The following is a 14,717-nucleotide window of genomic DNA, read 5'->3' on the forward strand; positions in this document are numbered from 1 at the left end:
CTACTGTCCAAAATTCGCTGTAAAATAGATCAGAGAGCCGATCAATTTACCAAGCCCCAGGGAAAGGATCAAATATTGCAGACCAACAGCCAGATGAATTCTACGGCCGATTACAGGCAGGGCTTTTAAAGTCTCCGCAAGGGACATGACAAGAATGCCCACAAAGATTCCTACGGAAAGCCCATATATACCAAGAGCCAGATTTCCGCCGAACCCTATAGGAATTTCATAAATATCCCATACATTCCCAAGGACACCGCCAAGAATGATAACTGACTCAAAGAGCAAAATATGCTTCTTTGTGTGGGTCACTCCGATCAGCCTTGGAAATATGCCAATAATTACCAAAAATGCAAAAACGCCGGCTGCTATTATGCCGCCAGCGCTGAGCCCAATAAAAACAAGAAATACTTCTCTAAGAAACATCAATATCCGTCTCCTTTCTTCCATCATTCTGGATCAGAGTCTTACTGATATTGTCTTCATAAAGCCGCATTTCCACCTCCAGCGGAGTTGGATCGGTATTGATCTTGTATTTTGCGAAATGATTGAAGAATCCCACAATTCCAAGAGTCAGTCCTATGGAATAACTGACCTCCAAAATCGTGAATCCGCTGGACTCCTGCTTCATGATGATCCGGTAAATTTCCTTAAAAACATCCTTAACGCTGGCGTCATTATTAAAGGTCATTATGGCAAAGGAGGCACCACAGAAACATACGATACAGACAAAAATGGTTTTGGTCCACTGCCAGACCCACATGGGAGATTTGGGCTTATGGTAATCTATGATAAAGTCTACCTCTCCCACGTTATTGATCTGAAGAGTCGAATCCATTTCCATCAGTTTCTTGATTACATCCAAAGTTTTTTCTATATACCGCTTGTTGCGGTCTAAATGGATGGTTTTGATCCGAAGGGCTTTACACTTATTCATAATGGCCGTATCGTCGCAATAAACATCCGCCACATCCTTTAACTGGATATCCTTGTGCCGCACCTCTGTAATCTGGCTGATATTCAAATAAACGGTCTTGCTCATGAAACCATCATCTCCCATCCCGGAATGGCTTCTACCAGCGTCCCTTCTTTTTCTGTTCCATCCGGCATGACCGCAATCATATACCAGATAGCAGCGGCTACTGCAATCAGGCATAATACAAGAAGCGCCATGACAAGCTTATGTTTTATGGATTCCATACGTGCTCACATCCTTTTCTCTGGTTTTCAAAGCTAGTATGAGCCGTATAAAATTATTTTATTCTACATTTTTTCCCGCATCTGTTTTAAAATCTTTTTTTCCAGTCTGGAAACCTGAACCTGGGATATTCCAAGCTTTGCCGCAATTTGACTTTGAGTCTCATTATAATAATAACGCCTGATAATAATTTCCCGGTCCTTGTCGGAAAGCGCGGTTAAAAGTTCTCTAAGTACCATGCGGTTTAATAGTTCTTCCTGGGCAGAATTTTCTTCTTCAATTTTATCAATGAGTAAAATGCTGTTTTCGTCATTTTTGTTGACGGAACGGTATAAGGATTCCACTTCCGCTCCCGCCTCAATGGAAGCTGCCACTTCTTCTTTGCTGGCCCCTATTTCTCCGGCAATTTCTTCCACCGTGGGCTCTCTTCCCAGACGATATACCAATTCTTCCCTGACATTTTTCACCTTAAGCCCCATTTCCTTTATGGAGCGGCTGACCTTAATCATACCGTCGTCTCTTAAAAAACGTTTGATCTCTCCTGTTATCATGGGCACCGCATAAGTGGAAAATTTCACCTCATAGGATAAGTCGAATTTATCAATGGCTTTCATTAAGCCAATGCTGCCGATTTGAAACAAATCCTCAGGTTCATAACCACGCCCTGTAAATCTGCGCACAATGCTCCAAACCAGCCCGAAGTTGTCGGTCACAAGCCGGTCTCTTGCCGCTTTATCTCCTTCGTGAGCCATTTCTATCAATCTCATGGTCTCATCCATAAGGCTCACCTGTTAATCTTCTTTTTCATGGTTACGGCGGTACCCTCTCCGGTCGCCGATTTTACTTCCACCTGATCCATAAACGCTTCCATAAAGGAAAATCCCATGCCTGACCGCTCTCCATCCGGATCTGTGGTATACATAGGCTCCATGGCCAGCTTGATATCGGGAATTCCGATACCCGTATCCCGAACGGTTACTGCAATTTCCTGGCCGTCTATCCCCACTTCCAGGTAAATGATTCCTCCATTCCCCTGATATCCATGGATGACTGCATTTGTAACTGCCTCCGACACGGCTGTTTTTACATCATCCACCTCTTCCAGGGTGGGATTCAATCTTGCCATAAAAACTGCCACTGCCACTCTGGCAAATTCTTCATTCTTTGACAGGGCTTCCAATTCCATTTTCAGAATTTCTGGTTTATTCTGTTCTGACATACGTTCCTCCTCAACCTGTGACTGCTGCTTCCTTAGAGTCATATAATTTCATTAATTTTAATATCCCCCCTATTTTTAGAATGCGGAGAGCCTGGGGTCCTGCACCGTAGATGGCTATGGTTCCCCCGCTTAAAGCCATCTGCTTATACCTGTTCAGCAAGATACCGATTCCCGAGGAATCCATGAACCTGGTCATTGAAAAATCAAAAACAATGCGCCTGATATAGTTCTCGGAAAGGATTAAATCGGTTTCGTATTTAAGCCCTGAACAGTTATGATGATCCAACTCCTCCGGCAGATGGACAATCAGTGTCTGCCCCTCTGCTTCATATGTAAAGTATGGTTGATTCATATGCAATACTCCTCCATTCCTTATTGTCTGTCCGTAATACCAAAAAAGAGCGTCACCCGGCCGCCGGAAACGGCCCGGAAAAATGAAAAAAAGACACCACAAAAAAAATTACTCTTCTGTAGTGTCTTTCAATAGCTAAAATTAAGGAAGTTCGATTCACTTTCGTTCATCGAACGACTAATTTACTAAGCTCAGGCTGCGCATTGCTTGCCTTCACAAAGTAAATTATGTCAAAAACCACGTTCTGATTTTGCCTTAGCAGATAGCTCTTCATCTTTGCTGTTATTTATGATGTCGGAGAACAACCCATTGGCCTGCTCTTTCTGGTCCATTCCCTTATAAATGACTGCCGTCTTGTATTTTGCCTGCCAGCTGGCCGGCTTTAAATCAAGGCATTTCAAGTAGTAAGCAAGTGCAGTTTGGGCATCCCCTGCCTCCATCGCCTTGTCCCCAAGACCCTCCAGAATCGGACAGCCATTCTCCACCATATCCTTTCTTATCTCACCTACGATTGCCTGGACATCGGGGGAAGTGATAAGATCCGGATTTAACCCGGCATAAATCTTCACAGAAGCCGGAAAGTCATCTTTCTTATATGCCTGAAGGATTCCAATCACGGCCTGATACTGGGCCAGAACACTGTCTGAATCACTGGTAAGAGAAGCTAAGGAAGCCTCTGCAGTCTTTTTTTCTGTTTCCAGGGATCCAAGCTGTGCCGTCAGGCTGTCAGCTTTTTGGTTGGCCTGGCTTAACTGTTCGCTGTATTTTAATATTTCCTGATTATGTAGTTCATTAATGGATTTTGTATTGGCCGGCATTACCAGAAAAAAGACTACAGCCGCTCCCAGCAAAAGTCCGGCAAGAATGTTCCCCACCGCCTGATCCTTGGTGTTCTCCCGATAGCTTGGGGGGATGATCACATCGTCATCTTCCATCTGCCTGTGGGAAAGCACATTTTTCAGCTTCCTTTTTTCCGGTTCACGCTCACTTTTTCCATTCCCGGCCGTATCCTTGACCAGGGACTTGTAATAGAGTGCCTTTGGATGATTGCGGTCGATCTGTAATACCTTATAAACGGCTTTACCAGCCTTCTGATAATCCTCTCTGGCTATACAAAGGAGTGCCAGCAAAAGCTGGGCCTTCACATAGTTAGGCTTGCTTTCCACAACCTTGCTAAGCTGCAGGATCGCCAGATCCTCACTGCCGCTCTGGGCGTAGACCAGGGCCTGGTTGAATCTTCTGACTGCGCGCCGCTCTGTCTCCATGGAGCCTGATTTTCTCTGTATCTCACCGAGGTATTCATCCGCACGGTTTCCTTCGGGCTGTAAGTTCATGCTGATTACCCATTGTACAAGAGCCTCGCCCACTTCTCCGACCTCATAATAAATCAGCCCCAAAAGGTTCCTTGCTTCTGTCTTGTACTTGTTAAAATGGAGGCTTTTTTTCAGGCATTCGGAAGCTCCTGACAAATCCCTGAGCTTTGCCCGTTCCAGCCCCATGTTGTAATAGCTGTTTGCGATTACCCGGGTTTTTCTTTCATAATCCATATTTTAACCGCCTATTCCTTGTTGATTTCTTTTATAAGATCCATCATTAAGTCATTCATATCCGTCAAATCACTTCTTACAATGGCATCTTCAATTGCATCAACCTCCAGGCTTGGCCTGTAACTGTCAATCTCAGCTTCAAAATCAATCATATCCGTTCCTCCTTAATACCGCTTTTATCTCCCCCATCAAGTAAAGAGAACCCACACAAAACAACAGATGCCCTTCATCCTTTTTATGAAGCATGTATAAAACAGCCTCTTCCACTGTCTGAAAACCTTCCACACTACAGCCGCAGGCATTTTGAAACTCTTTTAGCAGGACATCCGTTTCAAGTCCTCTTTCCGAATGAATATGAGTCACCGCCACTAGATCAAGAGGCAGTGTTCCTGCAATTTCCTTTATCATTTTATCGTGATCCTTATCAGTTACTGACGAGAACAAAAGATCAGCCCGTTTCTTCCCTGCTTCGCACAAACCGGCTGCTGCCCTGACAAAAGCCTGGATACCGCCCGGATTATGGGCTCCGTCCAGATATACTCCCGGAAGCACTTCTTCCATTCTTCCCGGCCAGTACATGCTAGCAATTCCTTCTTTCACCTGCTCTTTAAATATCTCCAGGCCCATGACCTCCTTAAGCCCTGCCGCCTCAAGAGCTTTAAACGAAAGGAAGGCATTCATCACCTGATATTCCGCAACGGTCGGAACGGTGACTTCAATAAAATCTCCTTCTGCTTTAAAAAATCTGGCCTTGCAGCCTTTATCTTCATATCCGGTTATCTCATATCCCAGCCTGTCCACCTCACAGAATGGAGAGCCAAGCTCCTCTGCTCTGCAGCGGATAACCCGGGAAGCCTGTCCGTCGTTTCCGTCAAAAACTACGGTCACCCCTTTTTTTATAATTCCAGCCTTTTCCCATGCGATTTTTTCAATGGTATCTCCCAAATATTCCGTATGGTCCAGGCTGATAGAGGTAATCACCGACACCAGAGGAGACTTAATGACATTGGTCGTGTCCAACCTTCCTCCAAGACCGGTTTCCAGAATTACAATATCTACTTCTGTCTTATGGAACATGTCCATTGCCATATAAAACAGAAACTCAAAATAAGACGGATGGCAATATCCTTTCTCCATCATATTCTCAGAAAGCATTCGCACGGTCTGATAGCTTTCTTCATAAACCTTTTCCGATACCATCTCTCCATTTATGCAGAAACGTTCTCTGATTTCAATCAGATGAGGGGAGGTAAATGTTCCCACCCTGCAGCCTGCTTTCTTTAAAATAGACTGTAGAAATGCACATACCGACCCTTTTCCATTGGTACCTGCCACATGAAAAATTTTCATCCCTTCATCCGGTTCCCCCATTTCACAAAGGAATTTCCGGATATCTTCCAGAGAGTTCTTCTTTCTGGTCCACATAGGAATCCGGCCCAGATATTCTTCTGCCGTTTCGTCAATCTTCATCGTTAGAGTACCAGCTTCCATATGTAATTTCAAGCCTGATTTTCATAATGAACACAAACCGGATGCAGCCTGGTTCCAGAAAACCGGCAGTCCGATGAGCCAAAGAAAAAAAACGGACTATCTAATTTATTATAATATAAGTCCGTCAATATGCAACCAATTTCTTTCGCAAAAAGCCCTTTATTTCTACAACTGCCTTTGAAATACGCCTTATGTTTACAGAAATACAAAAAGAGAGCAAAGCCCTCTGAAACACTGTCAAGCATTTCAAAGTGCTGTACTCCCTGGAATACCTTCATTCCTGCGCCTGGCTCATTATTTGCTGAAATAAGCGATTGCCTCGATTTCAACCAGAGCGTTCTTTGGAAGAGCTGCCACTTCATATGCGGCTCTAGCCGGGCATTCTCCTTCAAAGAAGGATGCATAAACTTCGTTCATTGCTCCAAACTCACTGATATTCTTTAATAAAACGGTTGTCTTAACCACGTCAGCCATGGATAAGCCTTCGCTTTCCAGAATAGATTTGATGTTTGTCAATGACTGTTTTGTCTGGGATACGATATCGTCACCTGCAAATTCACCGGTGGCAGGGTCAATGGGAAGCTGTCCAGATATAAATACGTAATCGCCTCCACGCACGCCCTGAGAATATGGGCCGATTGCTGCCGGCGCTTTTTCTGTTGCTAATACTTTTTTCATAATGATGGGTCTCCTTTCGTTCATTTCTCTGATAATTCTAGATTAGCACACATTCCGCAAAAGTCAAGAAACTTTTTCAGGTATTCTTAAAAAAATTTAGCCTATTATATCTTTTTCCCCCTTGTCATCTGGTATTGAATACTATATAATATGATATGACAAAGGGACCATCCCTCATGTGCGGCAGCCGCCGTACAGAAGGTCGGCGCCCTGCGGGCATACCTTATGCCCAAAAGGCATGGGCAGGAAAGAGGAAATCATATGAAGACCAACGACGAAAGAATGCAGGAAATCCTGAAGCATCTGGAATCCTTAGACCACATCAGGCCGGAAACCATTCCAAATATAGATCTGTACATGGATCAGGTCACTACCTTCATGGATGAGCACTTAAAGGACACGAAACGCTATCCTGAGGACAAGGTCCTGACCAAGACCATGATCAATAATTATGCTAAGAACAATCTCCTTCCGGCTCCTAATAAAAAGAAATATTCCAGAGAACACATTCTGCTGCTTATATTTATATATTACTTTAAAAATCTTCTCTCTTTTCATGACATTGAGCAGCTCTTCCGACCCATTACGGAAAAGCATTTTAATTCTTCGGAAGGGATCCCTTTGGAGGATATCTACAGGGAAGTTTTTTCTCAGGTAGAAGGCGAAATCGGCCGTATCAAGGAGGATATCATCCAAAAATACGAGCACGCCGGCAAGGCCTTTGAAGATAAAGGACTCCAGAAAGATGACCTGGAATATCTCCGTCTCTTTTCCTGGATCTGTGAGCTTTCCTTTGATGTATATTTAAAGAAGCAGATTATTGAGCAGATCATTGATGATTTAAGAGAAACAGAGCCCGTAAACATAAAGAAGAAAAAATGATATATAAAAAACAGGGGCGAGCACCGGATCACGGCTTGTCCCCTGTTTTATTCAGCCTTCTCTTTTTTCTTCCTCTAAACGCTTGAACACCATATCATATCCATCGTTTCCATAATTTAAGGAGCGGTTCACACGGCTGATAGTTGCAGTGGACGCCCCAGTCTTTTCTGCGATCTCCAGATAAGTACGGCCCTCCCTCAGCATCTTTGCCACTTCATACCTTTGGGATAGGCTTAACAGTTCATTGACTGTGCATACATCTTCAAAAAAAGTATAGCACTCCTCTGAAGATTTTAAGGTTAAAATGGCTTCAAACAGATGGTCTACCGCATCTGTCTTAATCTTTTTATTCATAATATCGATCAATCCCCTTTTTCTTGTTTTTGCCCTTAGCTGCATTTTAACATACTAAAGTTGTAAAGTCCACCCTTCGGAGACATCATGAAAGCATAAATTTTTCTATAACATGAGCCACTCCGTCATCGTTGTTGGAAAGGGTCACATAATCGGCTGCCAGCTTCACCGGGAGAACTGCATTTTCCATAGCAACGCCAAGGCCTGCATACTGGATCATGGACAAATCGTTGTAGCCGTCTCCGCAGGCAATCATCTCATCCTTGCTCATGCCAAGCTTCATGAGCAGACGCTCCAGGCTTGCCGCCTTGTCAACTCCTTTAGGAAGTATCTCCAAAAAATAGGGTTCCGAACGGTAAACGCTGTAATCACGCCCTAACGCTGCCTTTACCTTTGGTTCCACCATGGCAAGGTAGTTACCTTCATCAAGCATCAGGAATTTTACTACCGGAAACTGTACATAAGTCTCCATATCCTGGATTTCTTTTACTTTCAGCTTGTTGATGGTTGATTCCTTTTCTACATATTCATCCCCGGCATTGGGAGTGATGATTAAATCATCCTCATAGGTAAGGATGTTCACTCCATGTTCCTTTGCCATGCGGATGATTCTGGAATTTGAGGACACAGGCAATTCCCTTGCAAAAACCGTTTCCCCGGTTTTGCAATCAATAATGCGGCCTCCGTTAAAGGACAGAATGTATCCTCCTGACTCATGAAGCTTTAATTCTCTGGCAAGGGGCATCACCCCGTAAGTAGGCCGTCCGGAAGCTAGTACAATGATTCCGCCCTGTTGTTTTAATTCAAAAAGTGCCTCTTTGGTCCTGGGTGTGATTACCTTATGACCGTTGGTCAGCGTCCCATCCAAATCCAGCACAATCATCCGATAGTCCATTGAATTTCTCCTGCTTTGTAAATTTTACTATAGCAGTATAACACAGTTTCTCTTCTTATTCCATCCTAAAATACAGAAATATATAAATGGACGGAACGGCAGCCTGACCCCCCTCATACAATGCCACTAGGAGAAACTAAGAAAGGGAGAATGATATGAAAAAGACAATCGCCTTATTCCTGGTTGCATTCATGCTGGCTGTCTCCCTGACAAGCTGCAGAACCACGGCCAGAAAACATATAAGACCGCTTTTTTATCATATATCTGCCAGTGCCACGGTATTATAAAAAATTTTGTAAGACAAAGTACCTTCCCATATTCTTATAATAAAATGTAGTATTAAGATTTCCCAAAGGAGGATTTTATGAGAAAAGCCTATCACTTTTTTCTGGCGGCCATACTCACCGGAGCTTCTTTACTTAGCCTGACTGCCTGCGGTTCAAAAGCAAAGGCATCTGAATTAACTCCGGTCACACTAAATGAAGTTGCCCATTCCATCTTCTACGCTCCCCAGTATTCAGCCATTGAACTGGGATATTTTGAGGATGAAGGCATTAACTTAACCTTAGTCAACGGGGCCGGCGCCGACAAGGTTATGACTGCTCTGATATCAGGCGATGCCGATATCGGATTTATGGGTTCTGAGGCCAGCATCTATACTTACGCAAACGGCTCTAAAGACTATGCCGTCAACTTCGCACAGCTGACCCAGAGAGCCGGAAACTTTCTTGTAGGAAGAAACACTCAGCCTGACTTTAAATGGACGGATCTAAAAGGCAAAAAGGTACTGGGCGGAAGAGCCGGGGGAATGCCGCAAATGGTCTTTGAGTATATCCTGAAAAAAAATGGCATCGACCCTGTCACGGACTTATCCATTGACCAGAGCATAAACTTTGGCCTGACTGCTGCGGCATTTACCAGCAATGACGCGGACTATACCGTGGAGTTTGAACCATTTGCCACAGGGCTTGAAAAAGAAGGCAGCGGACACGTTGTGGCTTCTCTTGGCGTTGATTCCGGTTATATTCCTTACACTGCCTACAGTGCAAAGAAAAGCTATCTGGAAAAAAATCCGGAAATTATACAGAAATTCACCAATGCCATTCAAAAAGGTCTGGAATACGTGAATTCCCATTCATCGGAAGAAATCGCAAAAGTGATTCAGCCTCAATTTAAGGAAACCGACGTAGCCACCATAGCAGCAATCGTTGACCGCTATAAAGCACAGGATACCTGGAAAAAGGATACCGTGTTTGAAAAAGAGAGCTTTGAGCTTCTGGAAAATATTCTGGAGGAGTCCGGACAATTGAAGGAACGGGTTCCCTATGAAAACCTTGTGACCACAGTTTATTCGGAAAAGGCTGCAAAATAAATCCCATCTTTTATATCTTACAATCAGTTATATAATAAAAATAAACGATACCCTGATAGTAGACACAGAAAAAGAGGCCGTGTCTAACTATCAGAGTATCGTTTACTCCTTTTCTTCCATAACCAGGTACTTTCCTATCATAAGCGGAACCCGGTTCTGTTCATCTATGGCACAATGCGTCAAATAAGAAGAACAATATACTCGCGAAACATAGGAATATATGATATACTTTTACAAAGAAGCACAATCAAAACAGGAAGATGGAAAGGACATGATAGAATGGACTTAATGGAAGCAATCCTCACAAGAAAGAGTTATCGTAAAACATTCAAACCGGATCATGTACCAGATACCGATTTAAAAGAGATTCTGGAAGCCGGCGCGGCTGCTCCTTCTGGCTGCAATCAGCAGACAACTTGTTTTATCGCAGTAAATGATCAGAAGACGGTGTACAATCTAGCTACTATTTATGGTGCTTCATGGGCACTTACCGCACCTGCAGCAATCCTTCTGTTGACAAAAGAGACGATTTCCTATAAGGGTAATTCCTACCATATACATGATTACTCCGCCGCAGCTGAGAATATTCTATTGGCTATAAATGCAAAGGGATATTCAACTACCTGGGTTGAGGGACAGATTGAGGGAGAAAAAGCAAAAAAAATGGGGGATCTTCTTGGCGTACCGGAAGATTTAACGGTAGTTATCTATATGCCTTTGGGAATACCAGATGAAGTAAATCCTGGTGTGACAAAAAAAACATTTGAAGATAGAGCATGGTTAAACGGATACGGAAAAGAATTTTAGTTTACAGTGTATATAAAACAAATAAAGAAAATACATAGTTAAGGACTGAATCTAACAAAGTAAATCTTGTTAGATTCAGTCCTTTTTCTCATAACTATTTTCAGGAGGAACTCCTGGCATGATTCTGGTTATTTACTGATAATAGGCAGTATTCCAGATGCGAAGGTAAGATCTGCCCATTATTATAAGCCATTCCAGGAACCATCCGCCCCCACTCTGTATCCATCAGGAGTCAATGTATTCGTAAGCAAGGCACCTCTGGCTCCGTCTGAAACCGCATTAAAATAGTACCATTTTCCGTCCAGCAGATTCCAGCCTTCGGCCATCCGTCCCAGAACGGTTTCTCCTGGCTGGTCAAGATAATATTTTCTTCCATTATCTTCTATCCAGCCGATCAGCATATAGCCTTCTTTGTTAAAATAATACCAACCGGAGACGCCATTCCAGGTAACATATTCCCAACCCAAGGCACTGGTCCGGTCAGTTGTATAGTTAAACTTCCACCCCTTCCCATCCTTTGCCCAGGTACCTGCCGCCGGAGTCTTTCCATCTGAATGTGTGGTGCTAGGTCCACCGGTTACGTCAACAGGGCTGCTTGCATATGCTCCTGTTCTTGAAACCGTATCTTTAGAAGATGAGCTTTCAGAAGGTGTATTTCCAGAAGGTGTATTTCCAGAAGGCGTATCACCAGGATTCGTCCCGTTTTCATTATCCTTAGGATTTGTAGGATTCTGGTTCTCGTCTTTACCGCCCGAATCCTGACCCTGGGTAACAATATAGTTGAATTTAGGGCTTATGGTCGCTGTATACTTGAAAACACCGTTTCCGCCTGCGCACCCGCAGTTCGCCGTAGCAGCAGATGCACTTCTGGTCTTTGTGCTGTCGGACCCATTTGCATAATTCATGGCCTCATTGTAGAGATCCTCCGTTTTATCTGCCTCTGGGGTTGTAATATTTGTATTAACTGTAAATCCGTTTTTCGTAGAAATGGTAGTATCTGCAGGAATGTATAAATCATAGTTTGTGCCTTCATCCCACTCTCCATATCCGAAATAACTGTTTAAATTAATTGCAAAGCAATCAAAAACCGACCTTTGTAAATTTTTGTTTTTATACTCCACTTTTTCCAGACTGTCACAGTAAGACAGGGAGCAAGGCTCCGTCCTGGCAATGCTGGCCGGTAAGGTAAGGCCGGTAAGATTTATACAGTAGAAAAATGTATCAGAAGGAAGATCTTTTAACTTCATATTATCCGGGAAGATCACCTTTTCTAAATCCCGGCACCATTCAAAAGTACAGGTGCCCATGGACTCCAGCGATGCCGGCAGCTTTACATACTCTAATAAACTGTTGCGGAAAACGCCGGTTCCCATATACCGGATGCTATCTGTCAATTCCATAGTCCGGATGCCACTTCCTGAGAAAACAAAATCTCCCAGTGTCGTTACCGTAGATGGAATTCCCACATACTCCAGAGAATCGCAGCTACTGAAACAGCCGTTGTCTATGACTTCTACCCCGTAAGGCAGCGTTATGGTTTCCAGCTTTGAACAGGAGTTGAACGTAAATGCCCCTGTATTCTTTAGAGCAGAACCCTCTTCAAATACCACATCTTTAAGATTTTTATTCAGGTAAAATGCACGGTCTCCAATGGTTTTTGCTGTTTTTGGAATTTTTATGCCGGTCAGTTTGCTGCATTCAAATGCCTCCACCCCGATTTCTTCCAGACCATCCGGCAGTTCAATGCTCTCCAACGGGAACCTGTCAAAGGCACTGTTTCCAATCCTCTTTAAAGATGAGGGAAGGTTAAGCTCCTGAAATCCGGTTGCACCATAAAAAAAGTTATCTGGGATTTCCGTTACGCCTTCAGCAATTTCAATGGTCTTTACCTTACAGTTGTCAAGCACATAAGTTCCCCATTCTATATTTGGCGTAATAGTTATACTATCTAATGTCCTCTGGGCGAATGCTCCGTTTCCAACCTTCTTAAGGGTAGCAGGAAATACGATTGTCTTTAAATTGTTACCTTTGGCCAGATCCCAGTTGGCCGGTCTCTGCCCTGCAGGAACCTTAAATGCGTATCCGCAAATTTCCTCTGCGCCCTTCGGGATTTCATATACCGTATCTTCCCTTCCATTGGGATAATAAAGCAATGTTTTCTTATCCTTGGAGTAAAGCACGCCATCCACATCCGCATAGGACGGATTATCTTCACTTACATTTATTTCTTTAAGTCCGTCACACCAGAATGCCTCGGCAGCAAATTCTTTGTCCCCAATCAGCCCTACACCTGCGGGGATCTCCACCTTTGTCAAATGGGCATACTGGAATGCTCCCTGGCCAATTTTCTTAAGACTCTGCGGCAGGATAATTTCTGTAATAGCATTACATTTGAAAAAAGCATACTGTTCGATTGTCTCCAAACCTTCCGGCAATTCCACCTCTGATAAAACTTGGCAGTTTTCAAATGTATTTGGGGCTATAACCGTCATTTCCGTCTGACTTAAGTCAGCACGTTCAAGAGCAAGACACTGATAGAAAGCATTGCTTCCGATCACTCTTAAACTTCCAGGGAAAGTTACACCGGACAGCTTCTGACAGTTATAAAAAGCCTCACTGCCGATACTGGACAGCGTATCGGGGAATGTGATTGTCTCCAGGCTGCTGCATCCATTAAATGTCCCATCTCCAATGGAGGTTATTCCCGCTTCTATGGTTACCGTTTTAATCTTTGTACTATTTTTAAATGCTCCGGCCTTAATCTGTGTAACAGTCTTTCCATTGAAGGTTTCCGGAATCGTGATAGAAGTTTCCTTGCTTCCGGATTTTACCCCTTTGATAATGACTCCGCCGGATGATGAATCATCCACTGCATCCAGATAATCCTCCGGCTTTGGTACGGAAGGTATATCGCCTTCATATGGAGCAAGGTCGCTTTCAAGTGCATTATTACCACTCCCGCCATATACCCACTCTGCTAATGCCTCAATATATTCACTCTCTAAATTGCTTGGGCAGTGGAACGTAAGGCCGTCTGTTGCCTCACCACATTGATAAAACGCAGCATTCCCAATGGAAGGCACATTGCCATAAAAAGAAACCGATTCCAGATAAAAACTGCATGAAAATGCATCGTCTCCTATTGTTTTAATCGTATCAGGTATGGATACTTTTTCAATATCGGAATACTCAAAAACGCTACTTTCAATCCCCGTCACGATTACCCCATCAATCTCTGACGGTATTTCCACATCCGTATCATTTCCATTGTACCCGGTGATCACTCCTTTTTTGTTGATCTCAAAATCATCGCCCGATACAGCAACCCGTGCCGTTTTTGTTGATACAGCCTGGTCCAGCGGCTTATTCTGTTCTCCATCCACATTTCCTATCAGAGCGTCATCTGCCACCGGGCTTTCATTTTGCGGCTTTGTTTCATTCTCATTTCGCTGATTTTCGTCCGATTTCTCTTTTTCCGTCTGGCTTTCTTCCGTTTGGTTTTCTTCCGCCTGACTTTCCTCCGCCTGACTTTCTTCCGTCTTGTCATCCACCGGCTCGCTGTGGTCTTTCTCGTCCGTTTCCTGATTCTCTTCCTTACTGTCGTTCTCTGAATCAACAACCGTTTCTTCGGACTCTTGAGTTTCCTTTTCCTCTACCAGCTTCTCTCCGTTACTGTCGTCACCTGCATCAGTAACCCCTTCGTCAGGCTCCTGACTTTCCTGTTCCTTTACCAGTTCCTCCCCATAAACAGGCAGGTTTAAAGGGATCGCAGTTGTAAGGACTACTGCCGCCATTATGGAGGCCGCTGCTCTCCATACTCCCTTGCCCCTCACATGTTTTCTTCTCATTTTTCTCTACCTCTCCTTTACTTATAATATTTGGATCCAAACATAACATCCTGTTATGTTTTTCCATTTGTGCC

General features: G+C 43.7%; 17 protein-coding genes. 4 read left to right on the forward strand and 13 right to left on the reverse strand.

Features of this window, described 5'->3' with window-relative positions; translation table 11 throughout:
- From AC27IJ_RS07125 to AC27IJ_RS07170, 10 genes are all read right to left on the reverse strand, one after another.
- Complete coding sequence (locus AC27IJ_RS07125) at positions 1-429, reverse strand: stage V sporulation protein AB (protein ID WP_334308357.1); 429 nt, start codon at positions 427-429, stop codon at positions 1-3.
- Positions 416-1,042 (reverse strand): stage V sporulation protein AA, encoded by a 627-nt coding sequence (locus tag AC27IJ_RS07130; RefSeq protein ID WP_487148177.1) that lies wholly within the window; start codon positions 1,040-1,042, stop codon positions 416-418. The genes AC27IJ_RS07125 and AC27IJ_RS07130 overlap by 14 nt, the downstream gene beginning before the upstream one ends.
- On the reverse strand, positions 1,039-1,200 hold the full coding sequence (locus AC27IJ_RS07135; protein WP_166433172.1) for a hypothetical protein: 162 nt from the start codon (positions 1,198-1,200) through the stop codon (positions 1,039-1,041). Before AC27IJ_RS07135 ends, AC27IJ_RS07130 begins: the two co-directional genes overlap by 4 nt.
- A gap of 63 nt (positions 1,201-1,263) precedes the next feature.
- Positions 1,264-1,977 (reverse strand): RNA polymerase sporulation sigma factor SigF, encoded by a 714-nt coding sequence (gene sigF / locus AC27IJ_RS07140; protein ID WP_312443172.1) that lies wholly within the window; start codon positions 1,975-1,977, stop codon positions 1,264-1,266.
- A 5-nt stretch (positions 1,978-1,982) separates the two neighbouring features.
- Positions 1,983-2,417, reverse strand: a complete 435-nt coding sequence (gene spoIIAB, locus AC27IJ_RS07145) for an anti-sigma F factor (RefSeq protein WP_312501222.1) — start codon at positions 2,415-2,417, stop codon at positions 1,983-1,985.
- Positions 2,418-2,427: 10 nt separating this feature from the next.
- Positions 2,428-2,769, reverse strand: a complete 342-nt coding sequence (locus AC27IJ_RS07150) for an STAS domain-containing protein (protein WP_312443170.1) — start codon at positions 2,767-2,769, stop codon at positions 2,428-2,430.
- A 230-nt stretch (positions 2,770-2,999) separates the two neighbouring features.
- Positions 3,000-4,316: a tetratricopeptide repeat protein gene (locus AC27IJ_RS07155; protein WP_312443169.1), complete on the reverse strand. Its 1,317-nt coding sequence runs from the start codon at positions 4,314-4,316 to the stop codon at positions 3,000-3,002.
- 11 nt (positions 4,317-4,327) lie between these two features.
- Entirely contained in the window at positions 4,328-4,468 is a 141-nt protein-coding gene (locus tag AC27IJ_RS07160; RefSeq protein ID WP_347844299.1) for a hypothetical protein, read from the reverse strand.
- A complete protein-coding gene (locus AC27IJ_RS07165) occupies positions 4,461-5,786 on the reverse strand; it encodes a bifunctional folylpolyglutamate synthase/dihydrofolate synthase (protein WP_487148182.1) in 1,326 nt (441 codons plus the stop codon). The genes AC27IJ_RS07160 and AC27IJ_RS07165 overlap by 8 nt, the downstream gene beginning before the upstream one ends.
- 315 nt (positions 5,787-6,101) lie before the next feature.
- Positions 6,102-6,485 (reverse strand): RidA family protein, encoded by a 384-nt coding sequence (locus AC27IJ_RS07170; RefSeq protein ID WP_312443167.1) that lies wholly within the window; start codon positions 6,483-6,485, stop codon positions 6,102-6,104.
- Between the two features lie 261 nt (positions 6,486-6,746).
- Here AC27IJ_RS07170 and AC27IJ_RS07175 point away from each other — a divergent pair, with 261 nt between their 5' ends.
- Positions 6,747-7,367 (forward strand): DUF1836 domain-containing protein, encoded by a 621-nt coding sequence (locus tag AC27IJ_RS07175; RefSeq protein WP_312443166.1) that lies wholly within the window; start codon positions 6,747-6,749, stop codon positions 7,365-7,367.
- Between the two features lie 51 nt (positions 7,368-7,418).
- On the opposite strand, the gene AC27IJ_RS07180 is transcribed toward AC27IJ_RS07175, so the two are convergent.
- Together AC27IJ_RS07180 and AC27IJ_RS07185 are read right to left on the reverse strand one after the other, a co-directional pair.
- Positions 7,419-7,721 (reverse strand): YerC/YecD family TrpR-related protein, encoded by a 303-nt coding sequence (locus tag AC27IJ_RS07180; protein ID WP_158419138.1) that lies wholly within the window; start codon positions 7,719-7,721, stop codon positions 7,419-7,421.
- 85 nt (positions 7,722-7,806) lie between these two features.
- Entirely contained in the window at positions 7,807-8,616 is an 810-nt protein-coding gene (locus AC27IJ_RS07185) for a Cof-type HAD-IIB family hydrolase (RefSeq protein ID WP_312443165.1), read from the reverse strand.
- Between the two features lie 155 nt (positions 8,617-8,771).
- Between AC27IJ_RS07185 and AC27IJ_RS07190 the strand changes: the two genes are divergently transcribed.
- From AC27IJ_RS07190 to AC27IJ_RS07200, 3 genes are all read left to right on the forward strand, one after another.
- Positions 8,772-8,903 carry a hypothetical protein gene (locus AC27IJ_RS07190; protein WP_312443164.1) on the forward strand — a complete coding sequence of 44 codons (132 nt, stop codon included), beginning with the start codon at positions 8,772-8,774 and terminating at the stop codon, positions 8,901-8,903.
- A gap of 77 nt (positions 8,904-8,980) precedes the next feature.
- Positions 8,981-9,988 (forward strand): ABC transporter substrate-binding protein, encoded by a 1,008-nt coding sequence (locus tag AC27IJ_RS07195; protein ID WP_312443163.1) that lies wholly within the window; start codon positions 8,981-8,983, stop codon positions 9,986-9,988.
- A 279-nt stretch (positions 9,989-10,267) separates the two neighbouring features.
- On the forward strand, positions 10,268-10,795 hold the full coding sequence (locus tag AC27IJ_RS07200; RefSeq protein ID WP_312501226.1) for a nitroreductase family protein: 528 nt from the start codon (positions 10,268-10,270) through the stop codon (positions 10,793-10,795).
- Positions 10,796-10,977: 182 nt separating this feature from the next.
- On the opposite strand, the gene AC27IJ_RS07205 is transcribed toward AC27IJ_RS07200, so the two are convergent.
- Complete coding sequence (locus tag AC27IJ_RS07205; RefSeq protein WP_487148186.1) at positions 10,978-14,643, reverse strand: leucine-rich repeat protein; 3,666 nt, start codon at positions 14,641-14,643, stop codon at positions 10,978-10,980.
- Between the last annotated feature and the right edge of the window lie 74 nt (positions 14,644-14,717).

The sequence above is a fragment of the Lacrimispora sp. YZC11 genome, assembly GCF_057543815.1.

What these genes read in the sequence shown, in the direction of transcription:
- AC27IJ_RS07130 (WP_487148177.1), bottom strand. Translation starts at nt 1,042, where the DNA reads ATGAGCAAGACCGTTTATTTGAATATCAGCCAGATTACAGAGGTGCGG.
- AC27IJ_RS07135 (WP_166433172.1), bottom strand. Translation starts at nt 1,200, where the DNA reads ATGGAATCCATAAAACATAAGCTTGTCATGGCGCTTCTTGTATTATGC.
- sigF (WP_312443172.1), bottom strand. Translation starts at nt 1,977, where the DNA reads ATGGATGAGACCATGAGATTGATAGAAATGGCTCACGAAGGAGATAAA.
- spoIIAB (WP_312501222.1), bottom strand. Translation starts at nt 2,417, where the DNA reads ATGTCAGAACAGAATAAACCAGAAATTCTGAAAATGGAATTGGAAGCC.
- AC27IJ_RS07150 (WP_312443170.1), bottom strand. Translation starts at nt 2,769, where the DNA reads ATGAATCAACCATACTTTACATATGAAGCAGAGGGGCAGACACTGATT.
- AC27IJ_RS07155 (WP_312443169.1), bottom strand. Translation starts at nt 4,316, where the DNA reads ATGGATTATGAAAGAAAAACCCGGGTAATCGCAAACAGCTATTACAAC.
- AC27IJ_RS07160 (WP_347844299.1), bottom strand. Translation starts at nt 4,468, where the DNA reads ATGATTGATTTTGAAGCTGAGATTGACAGTTACAGGCCAAGCCTGGAG.
- AC27IJ_RS07165 (WP_487148182.1), bottom strand. Translation starts at nt 5,786, where the DNA reads ATGAAGATTGACGAAACGGCAGAAGAATATCTGGGCCGGATTCCTATG.
- AC27IJ_RS07170 (WP_312443167.1), bottom strand. Translation starts at nt 6,485, where the DNA reads ATGAAAAAAGTATTAGCAACAGAAAAAGCGCCGGCAGCAATCGGCCCA.
- AC27IJ_RS07175 (WP_312443166.1), top strand. Translation starts at nt 6,747, where the DNA reads ATGAAGACCAACGACGAAAGAATGCAGGAAATCCTGAAGCATCTGGAA.
- AC27IJ_RS07180 (WP_158419138.1), bottom strand. Translation starts at nt 7,721, where the DNA reads ATGAATAAAAAGATTAAGACAGATGCGGTAGACCATCTGTTTGAAGCC.
- AC27IJ_RS07185 (WP_312443165.1), bottom strand. Translation starts at nt 8,616, where the DNA reads ATGGACTATCGGATGATTGTGCTGGATTTGGATGGGACGCTGACCAAC.
- AC27IJ_RS07190 (WP_312443164.1), top strand. Translation starts at nt 8,772, where the DNA reads ATGAAAAAGACAATCGCCTTATTCCTGGTTGCATTCATGCTGGCTGTC.
- AC27IJ_RS07195 (WP_312443163.1), top strand. Translation starts at nt 8,981, where the DNA reads ATGAGAAAAGCCTATCACTTTTTTCTGGCGGCCATACTCACCGGAGCT.
- AC27IJ_RS07200 (WP_312501226.1), top strand. Translation starts at nt 10,268, where the DNA reads ATGGACTTAATGGAAGCAATCCTCACAAGAAAGAGTTATCGTAAAACA.
- AC27IJ_RS07205 (WP_487148186.1), bottom strand. Translation starts at nt 14,643, where the DNA reads ATGAGAAGAAAACATGTGAGGGGCAAGGGAGTATGGAGAGCAGCGGCC.